Annotated in this window: 15 protein-coding genes and 2 pseudogenes; 8 read left to right on the forward strand and 9 right to left on the reverse strand. The window is 75.2% G+C overall.

The features are described from left to right. Window positions 1-217 precede the first annotated feature (217 nt). Window positions 218-1576, forward strand: a complete 1359-nt coding sequence (locus tag AC0B9F_RS07410) for an MFS transporter (RefSeq protein ID WP_471999521.1) — start codon at window positions 218-220, stop codon at window positions 1574-1576. A gap of 101 nt (window positions 1577-1677) precedes the next feature. On the opposite strand, the gene AC0B9F_RS07415 is transcribed toward AC0B9F_RS07410, so the two are convergent. Both AC0B9F_RS07415 and AC0B9F_RS07420 read right to left on the reverse strand, forming a co-directional pair. Continuing rightward, entirely contained in the window at window positions 1678-2016 is a 339-nt protein-coding gene (locus AC0B9F_RS07415; RefSeq protein ID WP_471999524.1) for a VOC family protein, read from the reverse strand. Between the two features lie 90 nt (window positions 2017-2106). Continuing rightward, window positions 2107-3135: a saccharopine dehydrogenase family protein gene (locus AC0B9F_RS07420; RefSeq protein WP_471999527.1), complete on the reverse strand. Its 1029-nt coding sequence runs from the start codon at window positions 3133-3135 to the stop codon at window positions 2107-2109. Window positions 3136-3235: 100 nt separating this feature from the next. Between AC0B9F_RS07420 and AC0B9F_RS07425 the strand changes: the two genes are divergently transcribed. Continuing rightward, the gene (locus AC0B9F_RS07425; protein ID WP_471999529.1) at window positions 3236-4210 is read left to right on the forward strand and encodes a helix-turn-helix domain-containing protein; all 975 of its coding nucleotides are present in this window, start codon (window positions 3236-3238) and stop codon (window positions 4208-4210) included. Between the two features lie 31 nt (window positions 4211-4241). Then, a pseudogene (locus AC0B9F_RS07430) lies at window positions 4242-4983 on the forward strand (MFS transporter); the annotation flags it as partial. Window positions 4984-4992: 9 nt separating this feature from the next. Here the strand turns inward: AC0B9F_RS07430 and AC0B9F_RS07435 are convergent. After that, window positions 4993-5586, reverse strand: coding sequence for a TetR/AcrR family transcriptional regulator (locus tag AC0B9F_RS07435; protein WP_471999531.1), 594 nt, complete (start codon window positions 5584-5586; stop codon window positions 4993-4995). 127 nt (window positions 5587-5713) lie between these two features. On the opposite strand from AC0B9F_RS07435, the gene AC0B9F_RS07440 reads away from it, so the two are divergent. Continuing rightward, the gene (locus tag AC0B9F_RS07440) at window positions 5714-6694 is read left to right on the forward strand and encodes an NAD(P)-dependent oxidoreductase (protein ID WP_472000871.1); all 981 of its coding nucleotides are present in this window, start codon (window positions 5714-5716) and stop codon (window positions 6692-6694) included. Between the two features lie 13 nt (window positions 6695-6707). On the opposite strand, the gene AC0B9F_RS07445 is transcribed toward AC0B9F_RS07440, so the two are convergent. Continuing rightward, a complete protein-coding gene (locus tag AC0B9F_RS07445) occupies window positions 6708-7157 on the reverse strand; it encodes a PPOX class F420-dependent oxidoreductase (protein ID WP_471999533.1) in 450 nt (149 codons plus the stop codon). Window positions 7158-7234: 77 nt separating this feature from the next. On the opposite strand from AC0B9F_RS07445, the gene AC0B9F_RS07450 reads away from it, so the two are divergent. From AC0B9F_RS07450 to AC0B9F_RS07460, 3 genes are all read left to right on the forward strand, one after another. Next, complete coding sequence (locus tag AC0B9F_RS07450; RefSeq protein WP_471999535.1) at window positions 7235-7816, forward strand: TetR/AcrR family transcriptional regulator; 582 nt, start codon at window positions 7235-7237, stop codon at window positions 7814-7816. After that, window positions 7813-9297, forward strand: a complete 1485-nt coding sequence (locus AC0B9F_RS07455; protein ID WP_471999537.1) for an MFS transporter — start codon at window positions 7813-7815, stop codon at window positions 9295-9297. The genes AC0B9F_RS07450 and AC0B9F_RS07455 overlap by 4 nt, the downstream gene beginning before the upstream one ends. Before the next feature lie 61 nt (window positions 9298-9358). Further along, window positions 9359-10588, forward strand: a complete 1230-nt coding sequence (locus tag AC0B9F_RS07460) for a serine hydrolase domain-containing protein (RefSeq protein ID WP_471999539.1) — start codon at window positions 9359-9361, stop codon at window positions 10586-10588. Between the two features lie 16 nt (window positions 10589-10604). Here AC0B9F_RS07460 and ribA read toward each other — a convergent pair whose 3' ends face one another. Next, window positions 10605-11276, reverse strand: coding sequence for a GTP cyclohydrolase II (gene ribA, locus AC0B9F_RS07465; protein ID WP_471999541.1), 672 nt, complete (start codon window positions 11274-11276; stop codon window positions 10605-10607). Between the two features lie 39 nt (window positions 11277-11315). Here ribA and AC0B9F_RS07470 point away from each other — a divergent pair, with 39 nt between their 5' ends. Further along, the gene (locus AC0B9F_RS07470; RefSeq protein WP_471999543.1) at window positions 11316-12098 is read left to right on the forward strand and encodes a creatininase family protein; all 783 of its coding nucleotides are present in this window, start codon (window positions 11316-11318) and stop codon (window positions 12096-12098) included. Between the two features lie 104 nt (window positions 12099-12202). Here AC0B9F_RS07470 and AC0B9F_RS07475 read toward each other — a convergent pair. From AC0B9F_RS07475 to AC0B9F_RS07490, 4 genes and pseudogenes are all read right to left on the reverse strand, one after another. Then, a pseudogene (locus tag AC0B9F_RS07475) lies at window positions 12203-13744 on the reverse strand (lysylphosphatidylglycerol synthase transmembrane domain-containing protein); the annotation flags it as partial. Beyond that, window positions 13741-14673: a methyltransferase domain-containing protein gene (locus AC0B9F_RS07480; RefSeq protein ID WP_471999545.1), complete on the reverse strand. Its 933-nt coding sequence runs from the start codon at window positions 14671-14673 to the stop codon at window positions 13741-13743. The pseudogene AC0B9F_RS07475 and the gene AC0B9F_RS07480, both read right to left, overlap by 4 nt. Next, window positions 14670-15887, reverse strand: a complete 1218-nt coding sequence (locus tag AC0B9F_RS07485) for a glycosyltransferase family 4 protein (RefSeq protein ID WP_471999547.1) — start codon at window positions 15885-15887, stop codon at window positions 14670-14672. Before AC0B9F_RS07485 ends, AC0B9F_RS07480 begins: the two co-directional genes overlap by 4 nt. Next, on the reverse strand, window positions 15884-16282 hold the full coding sequence (locus AC0B9F_RS07490; protein ID WP_471999550.1) for a 6-pyruvoyl trahydropterin synthase family protein: 399 nt from the start codon (window positions 16280-16282) through the stop codon (window positions 15884-15886). The genes AC0B9F_RS07485 and AC0B9F_RS07490 overlap by 4 nt, the downstream gene beginning before the upstream one ends. Between the last annotated feature and the right edge of the window lie 37 nt (window positions 16283-16319).

The following is a 16319-nucleotide window of genomic DNA, read 5'->3' on the forward strand; positions in this document are numbered from 1 at the left end:
GGCGCAACATCGCTTGCCATCGCGACTAACTATCCAGTGGGTTAATTAGCCGCAGATCCGGCTCCCCACGCGCTCCCCCGTTGTCCCGCGTTGCCCCCGTTGTCCCGTGTTGCCACGCGTTGTTCCGCGTTGCCCCGCGTTGTTCCGCGTTGTCTCGCGGTTTCCGCTCACCCCGTTCCGTTCCGCCTACGGTGGAGTCCCCCCGAAGGAGCACGCCGTGTCCGTCCCCGCCGCACCGCACGACGCCACCGCCCCGCCCGGCCAGGCCAGGAAGGCGGCGGCCGCCGCCTGGATCGGCAGTGCCCTCGAATACTTCGACTTCTTCATCTACGGCAGTGCGGCCGCGCTGATCTTCCCGCGGGTCTTCTTCGACTCCTCCGACCCGGCGACCGCGACCCTGCTCTCGCTCGCCACGTTCGGTGTCGCCTACGCCGCCCGTCCGATCGGCGCGCTCTTCCTCGGCCACATCGGCGACCGGCTGGGCCGTAAGAAGATCATGGTGTTCACGCTGATCTTGATGGGCGTCTCGACGTTCCTGATCGGCTGTCTGCCCACCCGGGCCCAGGTCGGCGGCCTCGCCCCGGTGCTGCTGGTGGCCTGCCGCGTGCTCCAGGGCCTCTCGGCCGCCGGTGAGCAGGCCAGCGCCAGTTCGATGACGCTGGAGCACGCGCCGCCGGGCCGGCGCGGGTTCTTCACCAGCTTCACCCTCAGCGGCACCCAGGGCGGCCAGCTCATCGCCACGCTCGTCTTCCTGCCGATCGCCGCGCTGCCCGAGGACCAGTTGCTGTCGTGGGGCTGGCGGGTGCCGTTCTGGCTGAGCATCGTCGTCGCGGTGGTCGGCTACCTGGTGCGCCGCCGGCTGGCGGAGACGCCGGCGTTCACCCGGCAGGCGGCGAGTGAGGGCGTGGTGAAGCTGCCGCTGGCGGTCCTCGTGCGCGAGCACTGGGCGGACGTCCTGCGGGTGATCGCGGGCGCGCTGATCGCCTCCGTCAGCACGATCTTCACGGTGTGGGCGCTGGCGTACGCCACCAGCGACGCGGTGGGGATGAACCGCTCCGGGATGCTGTGGGTGGGTGCGCTCGCCAACCTGGTGGCGCTCGCCGCGATCCCGCTGTGGGCGCGGCTGTCGGACCGGATCGGCCGCCGGCCGGTGTACCTGATCGGCGCGGTGGGCAGCGCGGTGACGATGGCGCTGTACCTGTGGGCGATCTCGACCGACTCCTACCCGCTGACGCTGGTGTCCGGCGTCCTCGCGTTCGGGGTCGTCTACAGCGCCGCCAACGGGGTGTGGCCCGCGTTCTACGGCGAGATGTTCTCCACCCGGGTGCGGCTGTCCGGCATGGCCGTCGGCACCCAGACCGGGTTCGCCATCGCCGGTTTCGCGGTGACGTTCGCCGCGCGGATCGCCGGGCCGGGCGGGGACGACTGGGCGGCGGTGGCACTGTTCACGGCGGCGCTGTGCGTGCCGCCGGTGATCGCCGCGCTGTCGGCGCGTGAGACGCACCGGGTGCCGACGGAACTGCTCGGCGAGCGGCCGCTGTCCCGGGCGGCCCAGCAGGAGACGGTGACGGCCTGACCCCCGATGCCCGCTGGGCCCCGGAGCCGTACCGACGGCGACCGGGGCCCGGCACCGTGCGGAGGGGGGCGTGCTACCGCCGCGGGTGCCGTGGGGCGGCGCTACGGCCGCGGATGCCGTGGCTCGTACAGCCCGATCTCGCCGCCGCCCGGCAGCCGGAACCCGGTGAGACGGCCCCAGGGCGCCTGCACCACGGGGCTGAAGTCGACGCCTTTGCCGGCGAGTTCGGCGATGGTCGCGGTCAGGTCGTCGCACATCAGCATCAGCTCGTGCGACGGTTCGCCGTCCGCCGGATGACAGGCCACCTCCGCGGGCGGCATCCGGAAGATCAGCCAGCCGCTGCCGGCGTCGACGTGCGGCCACCCCAGCACGTCCCGGAGAAAGGCCCGGTCGGCTTCCGCGTCCCGGCTGTACAGCACCACGTGCGCCCCATTGATCACCTCTGGGAGGCTAGCGCCTGCCCTGGAGGATCGGCCCGATGACGCGCGGCCCGAACGGCACGCTCAGCCCGCCTCCGGCCGCCCTCGGGCTCACTCGCCCGTGATCTCGACGGTGGGGTGCGCGGACAGTGCGCGCAGGAAGTCGTGCGCGTCGAAGACCGCACCGGCGGAGGCGACCCCGGCCCTGCGGGTCCGTCCCGTCAGGATGCGGTCGACCGCCTCCACGACGAGCGGCGCGGTGACGGCGTAGATGTCCCGCCCCCTCGCCACGGCGCGCCGCTCACGACCGCCGGAGCGCACGACGACGTCGACGAGGAAGGTCTGTGCCGACCGCCCCCGCTCGTCCGTCGGCGCCGGGGCGGGCGCGTCGGGGTCCACGACGTCCCGGGCCGCCTCGACCGTCATGTAGGTGCGCACCTCGGGGATGGAAAGGTGGCTGGGGAGGGTGATGACGTCCGCCATCGTGAACTCGCCGATGACCGCGCGGGGACCGGTCGGTGCGGGGAACGCCCACTCGAGGGTCGGCGGATCGTCATGGCGGTGCTCCAGCCGCCCGTTCGTGTACACGATGCGTGCGCTGCCCCGCCGCTGCCGGGACACCGCGCTCGACGCACGCGTACCGGCCGTGGGGTGCCAGCTGTTCAGCGCGTACGCGATGTGCGCCTCGTCCGCCGCCGTCCAGTCGCCCATCGCCGCGGTGGCCAGCAGGTCGCCGAAGCCGCCGTAGAAGGCCATCGCCGGGACGATCACCGCGCCCGCGGCCCGCGCGCGGTCGGTGAAGTGCGTGAAGGTGTCGGCGTTGGCCTCGATCTCGGCTGCCACGTCCACGTAGGGAATCCCGGCACGCAGAGCCGCCTCGATCAGCGGAGCGGCGGTCGCGGCGAACGGCCCGGCGCAGTTGATCACGGCCGCCGCGCCGGCCAGGGCACGGTCGAGGGCGGCCGCGTCGTCGACCGGCGCCGGCCGGACCTCGAGCCCCGGATGGGCGGCCGCCCGCAGCTTCCCGGCGTCGCGGCCGCAGAGGACGGGGACGAATCCGCGGTCCAGCAACTCGGCCACCACGAACCGGCCGGTGTGCCCGTACGCCCCGTACACGGCCACCCTCTGCCCCGCTGCCATGACGCTCTCCTCCGCTTGAACGGTCAACTGTGCTCATCCTGTCGGCCGCCGTGCACCCCTCGCGAGTGTCGGGAACGACATCACCCGTACAGTTCCGGACATGGATCCGAGGGCGGGAACGGTCGCACTGGCGGTGACCGACGGCATGTTGCACTTCGAACTGTCCGTGGCGTACGAGGTGTTCGGCTCCGCTCCGGCCACGGTGCCCGGGCCCTGGTACGACGTGGCCGTCTGCGGCCCGGCCGCCGTACGGGTCGGCCGCTTCCTGCTGGAGCCCGACCACGGCCTCGACCGGCTGGCCCACGCGGACACGGTGATCGTCCCCGGGTGGGCCGACGTCGACGTGAGTCCGCCCGCCGGCCTCGTGCGTGCGGTGCGCGCGGCGCACGCGGCGGGAGCACGCGTCGCCTCGCTGTGCACGGGAGCGTTCGTGCTGGCCGCGGCCGGGCTGCTGGACGGCAGGCGCGCGACCACGCACTGGGCGCACACCGCCGCGCTGGCCGCCCGCCATCCGGCGGTCGAGGTCGATCCGGACGTGCTGTACGTCGACAACGGCAGCGTGCTCACCTCCGCCGGCAAGGCCGCCGCGCTGGACCTCTGCCTCCACCTCGTCCGCCTCGACCACGGTTCGTCGGTCGCCAACGCGGTGGCCCGGCGCCTGGTCGTGCCGCCGCACCGCGAGGGCGGCCAGGCTCAGTTCGTGACCACGCCGGTCCCGGCACCGGGCCGTCATCCGCTCGCCGGTCTCCTGCCCTGGGCGCTGGAGAACCTGGACCGTCCGCTGACCGTCGAGGACCTGGCCCGCAAGGCGCGGATGAGCTCACGCCATCTCGGCCGCCACTTCCGGTCGCTGACGGGGTCCACCCCGCTGCAATGGCTGCTGACCCAGCGGATCCGCCTCGCGCAGGAGCTGCTGGAGACCACCGACGGCACGGTCGACGCCATCGCGGCGGCCACCGGCATGGGCACCGCCACAACGCTGCGCCGGCACTTCAGCCACCGGGTCGGCGTGCCCCCGGACACCTACCGCCGCACCTTCCGCCGCCGCAGCGGCTCCCCGTCCGCCCCGCGCTGAACTGATCCGGCACCGGCGCTCGAAACTGGTGGCCACCGCGGCCTGGCGGCGCAAGCGGCTGCTGCTGACCGCGATGGCCGGCTTCGCCCACACCGTGACCGCCGTCTCCGCGAACCACCCGCTCACCCTGGCGGCCCGGTTCCTCGCCGGTGTGGCGGCCGGGCTCGCCTAGGCCCTGCTCGCCGGATACGCCCGCACCCTGGCGCCACCGCGCTGCGCGGCCGGGCGGTCGCGGTGGTGACGACCGGCATCGTCACGCTGGTCTTCGTGCTCGCGCACGCCGTGCTGTACGCCTACATCGCCGCGTTCCTCGACCGGTCCGGCATGGGCGGCTCGGCCGGCGCGGGGCTGCTGGTGTTCGGCGCGGCGTCCCTGGTGAGCATCCGGTACGTCGGCGCCCGCGTCGACCGCCGGCTGCGCGTGCTCAGCGTGGCGGCCACGCTGCTGGTCGCCGGGCCGCGGCCGCGCTGAGCCTCTTCGCCGACGTCCCGACGCTGGTGTACGTCGCGGCCGGGCTGTGGGGCCTCGGCTGGGGCGGTGTGCCGACGCTGCCGCAAACCGCCGCGGCGGAGGCGGGCGGGACGCGTGCCGACGCCGCGCAGGCGGTGTTGGTCACGCTGTGGAACGCGGCGATGGCGGCCGGCGGTGTCCTCGGCGGCCTGCTGCTCGACCGGTTCGGCGCGGACGCCTTCCCCTGGACGGTGCTCACGCTGATGGCGCCGGTGCCGGCGGTGGCGGCGGGAGCGCGCCGGCACGGTTTCCCTGCCGGCTGACACCGCCGCCTACCGGGGTGCCGCCGCGGCATCCAGCAGGGGGCCCAACTCCTCCACGACCGTGTGCAGCGCGCGGGTGTCGCGTTCGCTGCGGGCGAGGAGGATGGCCCCCTCCAGCGCGCTGATCATCAGCGTGGCCAGGGAGCGGGCCCGGTCCGCGGGCACGCCCATGCCGGCCAGCGCCTCCGCCACCGCGCTGGTCCAGGTGGCGAACGCCCCGGCCGTGGCCTCGCGGGTCGTCGTTCCGGACGCCGAGCAGTCGACGGTGGCCGCGGCGACCGGGCATCCCGTGGCGAAGCCCCCGCTCTCGTACTCGTCGATCCACTGGCGCGCCATCGCCGCGAACAGCCCGCTGGGCGTGGGGTCGTCGAGCCGCGCGAGGAAGCGGGGCACGCGCCGGGCAGCGTACCGGCCGGCCCAGCCGACGGCCTCGTTGACGAGCTGTTCCTTGCCGCCGGGGAAGTAGTGCTGGAGCGAGCCGCGGGGCGCCTCGGCGTGCGCGGCGACGTCGCGCATCCCGGTCGCGCCCACGCCGTCGCGCCGGATGAGCTGGGCCGCGCTGAAGACCATCCGCTCCCGTGGTCCCGGTCCGGACCCCGTCATCTCCGACCTCCTGAAACCGTTCGCCGAGCCTGCGCCCAGGGTAGGGCCGGACGGCCGGCTATGACGACGGTCATGGAGGAGCGCTACTATGACGGCTGTCATAGCGAGTGCGGAGGAGGGCGGACGCATGCACGTCGGCTTCATCGGTCTCGGCGTCATGGGGCAGCCGATGGCGCTGCGTCTGGCCGCCGCCGGAACCCCGCTGACCGTGTGGAACCGCACGCCGGCCCGCGCCGAACCGCTGCGCGCGGCCGGCGCCACGGTGGCCGCCGACGCCGCCGAGGTGTTCGCCGGGGCCGACGCCGTGCTGCTGATGCTGGCCGACGAGACGGCCGTCGACGCCGTACTCGCCCGTCACAGCGGTGACTTCGCCGCGCGGGTGGCCGGACGGACGGTCGTCCACATGGGCACCACCTCCGCCGCGTACTCCCGCGCCCTGGAGGCGGAGGTGCGCGCGGCGGGCGGGCGGTACGTCGAGGCCCCCGTCTCCGGATCGCGGGTGCCGGCCGAGCAGGGCCGGCTGGTGGCGCTGCTGGCGGGCGAGGAGGATGCGGTGTCCGCCGTACGTCCGCTGCTGGCGCCGATGTGCCACCGGACGTTCGTGTGCGGTGCCGCCCCGAACGCGCTGCTGATGAAGCTGGCCGTGAACCTCTTCCTGATCACCCAGGTGACCGGACTGACCGAGGCGTTCCACTTCGCCGCGCGGCACGGGCTGGACCACGCTCTGTTCCTCGACGTACTGGACGCCGGGCCCATGGCCAGCGCGGTGTCCCGGATGAAGGCGCCCAAGCTGCTGGCCGGGGACTTCGCGGTGCAGGCGGCCGCGCTGGACGTCCTGAAGAACAACCGGCTGATCGCCGAGGCCGCCCGCACCCGAGGGCTCGCCTCACCGCTCCTCGACGCCTGCCACGCACTGTTCGAGGAGACGGTGGCCCTCGGGCACGGCGGCGCCGACATGATCGCCGTCCTGCGCGCGATCGAGGCGCGGACGGAGGCACCGGCCGAGGCGTCGAGCGACGCGATGATGGACGCGCCGACCGTTACCGCTACCGAGGCGCGGACCGTAGCGCCGGCCGAGGCGCAGAACAAGGCGCCGGCCGAAGGCTGATCAGCCGGCGCCGTCAGCCGTCGTTGGCGCCCTTGGGGATGCCGTACGCCCGCTCCACCGGCAGCCGCAGGACCAGGCGGCGGTCGCGGACCATCGCGGCACGGTAGTCGTCCCAGTCGGGATGCTCGCCCGCGACGGCGCGGTAGAGACGGACCAGTTCCTCCACGGTCTCGTCGTGCGGGTCCTGCGCCACCGGCGTCAGCTCGGCGGTCGCCTCGACGACCGTGTAGGCCCAGCGGTCGGCGCTGGTGACGTGGTACGACGCGCGCGGGTCCCGGCGCAGGTTGCGCGTCTTGGCGCGGTCGTCGGTCAGCGAGATCCGGACGACCCGCTCGTCGGGGTCGTAGTGGTGGCTGACGTTCGACAGTTGCGGACGTCCGTCGCGCTTGAGGGTGACCAGCACCCCTCCGCGCTGCTCGGAGAGGAGGGCGAGCAGCGCGTCCTGTGTCGTGTCGTGTGTCATGTGGGGTCAACTCGCCGGAGGCGCGACGCATTCCCACCGAGTAGACACTGTCTACGCCCTGCTGGTAGACACTGTCCATGACCACTGATCCCGAACCGGCCGATCTGCGGACCCGTCTCGTCGACGTCGGTGTGGACCTGGTCGCCCGCGAGGGCGTCCAGGCGCTGACCCTGCGGGAGATCGCCCGGCGCGCCGGCGTCTCGCACGGGGCGCCGCGCCGCTGGTTCCCCACCCATCTGGAGCTGCTGTCCGCCATCGCCCGCCGCGGCTTCGGCGAGCTGGCGGCCCACGTCGCGGCGCTGGACACCGGGGGCTCCGCGCGCTCCCGCGTGGAGCAACTCGCCCGCGTCTACCTGGACTTCGCCCGGGAGCAGCCCGGCATGTACGAGCTGATGTTCCGTCACGACCTGCTGGAGAGCGGGCATCTGGGGCTCCGGGAGACCAGTCTGCCGCTGTTCGGCGTGCTCGTGGACCTGGTGGGCCGGGCCCGGCCGGACGCCGACGCGCGCACGGCCGCGGCCGCGCTGTGGGCGAATCTGCACGGCATCGCCCAGCTGTGGCGCTGGGGCAGCCTCCCCCTGGCCGTCGGCAGCGAGGACGTCACCCCGCTGCTCAGCCACGCACTCGACGCCCACCTCGGCTCCGGGACGGCCCGGTGAAGCGGCGGGCCGCCCTCGTGTGCAGCGTCGCGGGCGCGGTGATCGTCGCCCTGGACGGCACGGTCCTCACCGTCGTGCAGCCCGCCCTCGGCGCGGACCTGCACGCGTCGGCCGGCCAGGTCCAGTGGACCAGCACCGGCTACCTCATCGCGGTGGCCGGCCTGCTGGTGCTCGCCGGACGGCTCGCCGACCTGTACGGGCACCGGCGCGTCTTCGCCGTCGGCATGCTCGGCTTCGGCGCGGCCTCGGCGGCGATCACGGTGGCCCCCGGCGTGGGCTGGGTGGTCGGGCTGAGGATCGTCCAGGGCGTCTTCGGGGCCCTCCTGCAGCCGGCCACGCTCGGCATGCTGCGCGCCGCCTACCCGCCGGACCGGCTGCGCGGGCCGCTCGCCGTGCGCACGGCGGCCATCGGCCTGGCGGCAGCGGCGGGACCGCTGGTCGGCGGGGCGCTGACGACGGCGGTGGGCTGGCGGGCGGTGTTCCTCGTCAACGTCGTACCGGCGGCGGTGTTCGCGCTCCCGGCCCTGGCCGGCCGAGAAGCGGACGCACCCCGCCGCGAGCACCCGGCGCCCCGCCTCGACCTGCCAGGGGCCGCGCTGCTCGCGCTCTGTCTGGCCGGTTCGGTGGACGCCCTCGTCGCGCTCCCTTCCGGGTGGACACCGGCGCGTGGGCTGGAGCTCGCGGCGGCGGCGGGCGCGGCGGTGGCCTTCGTACGCCATGAGCGTCGTACCCCCGCGCCGCTGGTGCCCGCCGACGCGGTCCGCGCACCCGGTGTCCGCGCCGCGCTGGGGATGCTGGTGGCCGCGTCGGCGGCCCTCCAGGGCGCTCTGTTCACGTGCGTCTACGTCCTCCAGCGCGGCCTCGGCCTGGATCCGCTGCACTGCGCGCTGACCGCCCTGCCGCTGGCCGCGCTGATGATCCTGGCCGCGCCCGGGTGCGCCGTGGCGCTGCGCCGGGCCGGTGCCCGCCGCACGACCGCCGCCGCGCTGACCGCGCTCGCGCTCGGTCTGCTGGTTCTCGCCCGCGCTTCTGGCCCGCTCGCCTTCGGTGCCGGGTTCGCGCTGCTCGGCGCGGGTTTCGGCACGGTGATGGTGGCGGCCACGCACGTCGTCGTACGGCAGGCGGCCGCGCGGTCGGCGGGGGTGGCGGGCGGCCTTCAGCAGACGGCGCTGAACATCGGGCCGGTCCTGGGCGTGGCCACCGCGACCACCCTGTGGTCGGTGGCCGGACCGCGGGTGCCGCTGCTCGTCCTGGCCGCGGTGGCGGCGGTCACCGCGGTGGCGGCGCGGGCGCTGCCGGGGCGGGACGCCGGGCCGGGGGCGGCGGCGACAAAGGGAGCAACGGGGGTGGAGGCGGCAACGGCGGCGGAGGCGGCGGGAGCACCTGCGGCGGCGGAGGCGACGGAGGTGGCGGGGGCGACGGAGGTGGCGGGGGCGGTGGAAGTGGCCGGGACGCATCCCGCCTCTTCCGGCCCGCGGTGACGTCTGACGGCCGGCCGGCGGGGTATGCCGGTGGAGGGACCTTTGCGACGAAGGACACGCGATGGCACTGCTGCGGCAAGAGGTCGAACCGGGTGAGGCCGGGCTGGACGCGAAGGCGCTGGAACGGCTCGACCAGCGGGTCGCCCGCCTCGTCGAGGAGGGCCGGCTGCCCGGGTTCCTGATCTGCGTCGCGCGCGCGGGGCGCGTCGCGCACCTCACCTGCCACGGTCTGCGCGACCTCGCCGCCGAGGCCCCCGTCGAGCCGGACACGCTGTGGCGGATCTACTCCATGACCAAGCCGGTCACCGCCGTCGCCGCGCTGCTGCTGGTGGAGGAGGGCCGGCTGGCGCTCGACGACCCGCTGGAGCGGTATCTGCCCGTGTTCGCCGCACCGCGCGTGTACGTCGGCGGCGAGGGCCCGGACGTGCGGACCCGGCCGGCCGCGGCTCCCCTCCTGATCCGCCACCTGATGACCCACACCGCCGGTCTGACCTTCGGCTTCTACCACACGCACCCGGTGGACGCCCTCTACCGGGCGGCGGGTCTGGAGTCGTCGGTCCGGCCGGGCTCCGACCTCGCCGAGACGATCGAGGTGTACGCGAGCCTGCCGCTGCAGTTCGACCCGGGCACGCAGTGGAACTACTCGGTGGCCTCCAACGTGCTCGGCCGGGTGATCGAGGTGGTCTCCGGTCAGCCGCTCGACGCGTTCTTCGCCGAGCGGATCTTCCGCCCGCTCGGCATGACCGACACCGGCTTCCACGTGACCGGCGAACAGGCCCCGCGACTGGCGGAGTTGTACGGCGACGCGGACGACGGCGGCATCACGCCGATCCCGGGACTGCCGGTGCGCGGACGGCCCCGGTTCCTGTCCGGCAGCGGCGGCCTGGTGACGTCGGCGCCCGACTGGCACCGCTTCATGGAGATGCTGCGCCGCCACGGCGAACTCGACGGCGTACGTCTGCTCGCGCCTCGGACGGCGGCGGAGATGACCCGCAACCAGCTGCCGGGCGGCGCCGACCTGAGGTCCTTCGGCAGCCGCCCGGCGCACGACGAACCCGGCAACGACGGCGTCGGGTTCGGCCTCGGCGTGTCCGTCGTCGTCGACCCCGCCCGCACCCTGGCACCGGCCGGACCCGGCACCTACGGCTGGAGCGGGGTGGCGACGACGACGTTCTGGGTGGATCCGGGCCGGGAGCTGACCGTGCAGTTCCTGACCCAGCTGCGGCCCAGGCGGTCGCTGCGGCTGTTCCCGGAGCTGAGACGGCTCGTCCACGAGGCGGTCGCCGACTGAGCCGGGCCCGGGTCGGTCAGGACCAGTGGGCCACCGCGTCCAGGTGCGGCAGGTGGTGGTCCATCCGCTCCCGCTTGGTGCGCAGATAGGTGATGTTGTTCTCGCACGGCGGGATCAGCAGCGGCACCTGCTCGGCGACGCCGATGCCGTGCGCCACCAGCGCCTCGCGTTTGAGCGGGTTGTTGGACATCAGCCGCACCGAGTCCACGCCCAGGTCGCGCAGCATCCCGGCGGCCACGCCGTAGTCGCGGGCGTCCACCGGCAGCCCCAGCGCCAGGTTGGCCTCGACGGTGTCCAGGCCCTCCGCCTGCAACGCCATCGCCCGCAGTTTGGCCAGCAGTCCGATGCCCCGGCCCTCGTGACCCCGCAGATACAGCACGACACCGCTGCCCTCGGCGACGACCGCGCGCAGCGCCGCGGCCAGCTGGTCGCCGCACTCGCAGTGCCGGGAGCCGAACGCGTCCCCGGTGAGGCACTCCGAGTGCAGCCGGGTCAGGACGTTCTGTGTGCCGAGATCGCCGTGCACGAGCGCGACCTGCTCCTCGCCACGGTCGTGGTCCAGGAAACCGATCGCCTGGAACACGCCGTACGCCGTCGGCAGGGGGGCGTTCACGACGCGTTCCACACCCGTGCGCCGGTCCTGCTTCTCGCCGAGGACGCCGAGGGGCGCCGTGCTGTTCTCTGTCATGATCTGATTCCTCAGCTCTGTACGAAAGGCCGTGAAAACATGAGTGGTTCGGGCTCGGTGACGGCGGGAGACGGTCCGGTGCCGGCGGGTCACGGTCTGCTGCCCGCCGACACCACGGAAGACGTACGGGCGCGGGCGGCGGACGGTTCAGCACGGGTCGCCGTCCTTCCCGTCGGCAGCCACGAGCAGCACGGCCCGTACCTTCCGCTGGCGACGGACACCCTCGTCGCCTGTGCGATCGCCCGGGAGCTCGCCGCCGCGTACCCGGTGCAGCTCCTGCCGCCGGTGACGATCTCCTGCTCGCACGAGCACGCCGGGTGGCCGGGCACCGTCAGCATCTCCGCGGTGACCCTGCACGCGGTGGTCCGGGACATCGCCGCCTCGCTGCGCCGCTCCGGCGTCGAGGCCCTGGTCGTCGTCAACGGCCACGGCGGCAACTACGTACTCGGCAACGTCGTCCAGGAGGCCTCCGCCCGCGGCGAGCGCATGGCGCTCTTCCCGGCCCCGGAGGACTGGGAGGCGGCCCGTGTGCGGGCGGGCGTGGCCACGTCGCTGCTCACCGACATGCACGCGGGAGAGATCGAGACGTCCGTTCTGCTGCACGCTCACCCCGAATTCGTCCGGCCCGGATACGAGTCCGCCGACGTCGTCTGCGACGACCGCCGGCATCTGCTCACCGTGGGCATGTCGGCCTATACGGCTTCCGGCGTCATCGGCCGTCCTTCGCTGGGCTCGGCCGGCAAGGGCAGGGAGCTGCTGGCGAGCCTCGCGGACTCCTTCGGTGCGTACTTCGCGCTGCTGACGGCGGCCGCGGAGGGGTAGCCGCGCGCGGGAAGCATCAGCACACCGGGCAGGGCGGCGGCGAGGCACAGCACGCCGTAGACGACCGCGACGGCCAGCCCGGTGTCCGCGCCGAGTCCGGCGGCGCCGAACGCCCACGCGGTCACGCCCTCGCGCGGCCCGAACCCGCCGACGTTCAGCGGCAGTCCCATCGCGAGCAGGGCGAGGACGGCGAGCGGCAGCAGGGTGACGAGGGGGGTGCCGGGCGCGGCGGCCCGGGCCGCGAGGGCGAACGTCGCCAGGTGCCCGGCGAGCACCACCACCGAGGAGAGCAGCACGCCGGGCCCGTTGCGCCGCGACAGCAGCCCCTCGCGGGCCTCCGCCAGCGCCGCCCGCGTCGCCCGCGCGCGCCGGGCGGGCTCACCGGGTGCGCGGTTCATGCGGACGGCGAGCCCGACGGCCAGCGCTCCCACGGCGGCGAGGGCGGCGAGCGGGACGGCGTGCCGTACGTCGCCGCGGACCGGGGAGGGCACGACGAGCAGTACGAACAGTCCGGCCACGGTCAGCACGATCTGCCCGGCGGTGCGTTCCAGCACGACCGCCCGCACGCCTCTTCCCACGTCACCGGCGCTGCGCCCGTGCCGCACCGCGCGGTGCACGTCGCCGAGGACACCGCCGGGCAGGGCGGCGTTGAGGAACAGCGCGCGGTAGTAGCCGGCGAGGGCGGTGCCGAAGGGCAGGCGGATGCCGAGGCCGCGCGCCACGAGCGCCCAGCGCCAGGCGCTGCACGCCGTGGTGACCCCGCCGATCCCGACCGCCAGGGCCAGCGTCGGCACGTCGATCCTGCGCAGCCCGTCGAGAAAGGCCCCGGTCCCGAGCCGCCAGACCAGCAGCCCGACGATCAACACCCCGGCGAGCGTGCCGAGGTGACGGCGGAGGGAAGGGGACGGACGCGGTGCGGGCCGGGACGACGGCACGCCCGGGACGGCCCCGGCGGAACCGCCACGCCGGGCTCCGGCCGCCGAGAGGACCGCACGGGGCGTCCCCGCCGCCTGCCCGGGGCGTGCCACGCCAGCGCCGGAGGCGGGCTCGGGGGCCGCCACGGACGAGCCTGCGCGGCCGTCCACCACCCCCACCTGGACCGAACCTGCGCGAGCCTTGCCGGCTCCCGGCCCGACCGAGCCTGCGTAGCCGTCCCCCACCCCCGACCCGACCGAGCCTGCGTGAGCCTTGCCGGTTCCGGGCCCAGCCGAGCCTGCATGGCCGTCCCCCGCACCCACCTGGGCCGAACCTGCGTGGCCCCTGCCGGTTCCGGGCCCGGCCGAGCCTGCGCGGCCGTCCCGCGCCCCCGACCCGACCGAACCTGCCCGAGCCTTGCCGGTTCCGGGCCCAGCCGAGCCTGCATGGCCGACCCCCGCACCCACCTGGACCGAACCTGCGCGGCCGTCCCCCGCCCCCGCCCCAACCGAGCCGCCGTCACCGTCCCCGGTCGTCGAACCGACCGCTCGCGTGGCCGGGACCGCGCCGGTGCCGGGGCGTGGCGCCGTCACGTCGGCGAGGGCACCGGGGCCGGCGTCGGTGCGTCCCGGTCGGGGTCCCGGCCCGTCCGCCTCGGGCGCCAGGGCGACAGCCGCCGGGGCGGTGGCTTCGCCGCGGCCGGCGGCCGGGCGGTCCGTACCGGCCCTCATGACGCGCCGCCGTCGGTGCGGGGCAGGGCCAGCAGGTCGCAGTGCTGGACCACCGCGCGCAGGGCGCCCGCCGCCAGCGACGTCAGCCGGTCCGCCAGGTAGGCGCGGGCCCGTTCGGCCAGCTCCGGGCGTTGTTCCACGGCGGCGCCGACCCAGCCGCGCAGCCACTGCGCCGTCAGCTCCGGGTCGCCGGGCCCCAGGTGCCAGGGGCTCGGGCGGACCCGCACGGTGGCGCCGTGCGCGGCGAACGCCTCGCAGGCCGCGGTGACCGCGTCGGGGCCGAGCAGCCCGGTGCGCCGCTGGTGGTCGTTGAAGGCGGCGGTGATCTCCGCGTCCAGGGGGTCGCCCGGGGTCAGCTCCACCTGTCCGGCGACGGAGAGGGTGAGCAGCGCCGGGCAGCCGGCTCCGGCGCACGCGGCGGCGAGCGCGGCGACCTCCTCGCGGGTCAGCATGTCCAGCAGCGCGGACGCGGTGACCAGCCGGGCGCCGGCCAGGGCGTCCGGGGTGAGCCGGGCGACGTCGCCGCGCCGGGTCTCCACGGTGACCCGGCTGCCGTCGGCGGCGGCGCGCGGGGCGCCGGCCGCGGCGAAGTGCAGCAGGTAGGGGTCGCGGTCGTGCAGGACCCAGTGCTGGGGGCCGTCCAGCCGGGGCGCCAGCCAGCGGCCCATCGAACCGGTGCCGCACCCCAGGTCGTGGATCACCAGGCCGCCGGACCGGCCGGGCCGGCCGGTGATGCGGTGACGCAGCGGTTCCAGGAGCGCCTCCGCCCGCGCCGCGGCGTCGACGGGCTCCCGCAGCCGCAGCCACTCGGGCGCGTACCGGGGCGGCTCCTGCGGTGCGCCGGGCCGCAGCCGCAGGGTGGCCCGCTCCCCCGGCGCGCCCACGGGCCCGGCGCCGGGGATCACGGCGTCGGTTGCCGGCTGTGTCATGACGGCCTCCCGGTCGGTGCCGGGAGCCTGCCGAGGACGGCGGCCAGGCGCTGTGCGGTGGTGCCCCAGCCGCTCAGGGCGGCCCGGCGGGCGCGCGCGGCGGCCTTGAGGCGCCGGCGCAGCTCCGGGTCGCCGAACCAGGCGCGCAGGGCCGTGGCGAGGGCGGCGGGGTCGTCCGGGGGGACGAGGAGGCCGGGCCGGGTGCCGTCGGGGGCGCGGCCGAGCGCCTCGGGCAGGCCGCCGACGTCGGTGGCCAGCACCGGGACACCGCGCGCCAGGGCCTCGGTGACCGCCATGCCGTAGGTCTCGCCGGAGGAGGCGAGGACCATCAGGTCGGCGGCGGCGTAGGACGCGTCGAGGGCGGCGGCCGTGCGCGGCCCGGTGAGGCCGACGCGGTCGTCGAGGCCGTACGAGCGGATCGACGACCGTACGCGGGAGACGTAGGCCGGGTCCTGGGTGATCCCGCCGACCAGTTCGCAGCGGAACGGCAGGCCGGTGACCTGGGCGAGGGCCTCCACCAGCCGGTGCTGGCCCTTGCGCGGGGTGACGGCGGCGACGCACAGCAGGCGGGAGACGCCGTCGGTGCCGGGCGCGAGGGGGGCGATGTCGGCGCCGGGGGCGGCGACATGCACCGCGTCCGGGGCGAGGCCGTGGTGGGCGACGAGCCGGCGTCCGGCCCACGCGCTGGTGGCGATGACCGCCGGTACGGCCCGCAGCACAGCCCGCTCCCGCGTGTCCAGGTCGGCGGCGACGGCCGGGTCGAGGCCGGTCTCGTCGCCGAGCGGGAGGTGCACGAGGACGGCGAGGGACAGCCGCCGTGCCGCCGGGACGACGATCTCCGGTAGGCCGCAGGCGACCAGTCCGTCCAGCAGGACCACCGAACCGTCGGGGATCTCCCGCAGGGTGCGGTCCAGTCGGGCGCGGGCGGCGGCGTCCGGGCGGGGCCAGACGCCGGCCGCCAGGTGGGCGTGCGGCTGCCAGCCGAAGCCGGGCAGGTCCAGGCTCACGCGCCGGTCGTAGGCGTTGCCGCCGCTGGGCGCCGCCGGGTCGTCGACGCCGGCCGGCATCACGAAGTGCGCGGTGCGCAGGGACATGGGGATGATCCCGCCGTCGGTCGGGGGCGCGGGCTGCGCGGGTATGTGGGCGAGCCGCTTCTTCAGCGTCGTCGTGGTCTTCCGCGTCGTCGTGTTCTTCCGCGTCGTCGTGCCGGTCACAGCGCACGCTCGTAACTCGCCCACGCCACATGGGACTCGTGGAGGGTGACGCCGAGGGCGGCGATGCCCCGGGCGCCCTCGCCCAGCGCGCCCTTGTGGACGCGTTCGGCGAGGCGGTCCGCGATGACCTTGGCGAGGAACTCCGTGGAGGTGTTGATCCCGGCGAAGTCGGGCTCGTTGTCGAGGTTGCGGTAGTTCAACTCGCCGACGACCGCGCCCAGTTCGCGGGTGGCCAGTCCGATGTCGACGACGATGTTGTCGTCGTCCAGCTCCTCGCGCCGGAAGGTGGCGTCCACCAGGAACGTCGCCCCGTGCAGGCGCTGTGCGGGCCCGAAGACCTCGCCGCGGAAGCTGTGGGCGATCATGATGTGATCGCGGACGGTGACACTGAACAACGGACGACCCTCCAGGTGCGGCGCGTCGGCCCCCGGC

It is taken from the genome of Streptomyces sp. NPDC097129, from assembly GCF_055668065.1.

What these genes read in the sequence shown, in the direction of transcription:
- AC0B9F_RS07420 (WP_471999527.1), bottom strand. Translation starts at nt 3,135, where the DNA reads ATGGCAGCGGGGCAGAGGGTGGCCGTGTACGGGGCGTACGGGCACACC.
- AC0B9F_RS07460 (WP_471999539.1), top strand. Translation starts at nt 9,359, where the DNA reads ATGGCACTGCTGCGGCAAGAGGTCGAACCGGGTGAGGCCGGGCTGGAC.
- ribA (WP_471999541.1), bottom strand. Translation starts at nt 11,276, where the DNA reads ATGACAGAGAACAGCACGGCGCCCCTCGGCGTCCTCGGCGAGAAGCAG.
- AC0B9F_RS07440 (WP_472000871.1), top strand. Translation starts at nt 5,714, where the DNA reads ATGCACGTCGGCTTCATCGGTCTCGGCGTCATGGGGCAGCCGATGGCG.
- AC0B9F_RS07480 (WP_471999545.1), bottom strand. Translation starts at nt 14,673, where the DNA reads ATGACACAGCCGGCAACCGACGCCGTGATCCCCGGCGCCGGGCCCGTG.
- AC0B9F_RS07435 (WP_471999531.1), bottom strand. Translation starts at nt 5,586, where the DNA reads ATGACGGGGTCCGGACCGGGACCACGGGAGCGGATGGTCTTCAGCGCG.
- AC0B9F_RS07470 (WP_471999543.1), top strand. Translation starts at nt 11,316, where the DNA reads ATGAGTGGTTCGGGCTCGGTGACGGCGGGAGACGGTCCGGTGCCGGCG.
- AC0B9F_RS07445 (WP_471999533.1), bottom strand. Translation starts at nt 7,157, where the DNA reads ATGACACACGACACGACACAGGACGCGCTGCTCGCCCTCCTCTCCGAG.
- AC0B9F_RS07450 (WP_471999535.1), top strand. Translation starts at nt 7,235, where the DNA reads ATGACCACTGATCCCGAACCGGCCGATCTGCGGACCCGTCTCGTCGAC.
- AC0B9F_RS07425 (WP_471999529.1), top strand. Translation starts at nt 3,236, where the DNA reads ATGGATCCGAGGGCGGGAACGGTCGCACTGGCGGTGACCGACGGCATG.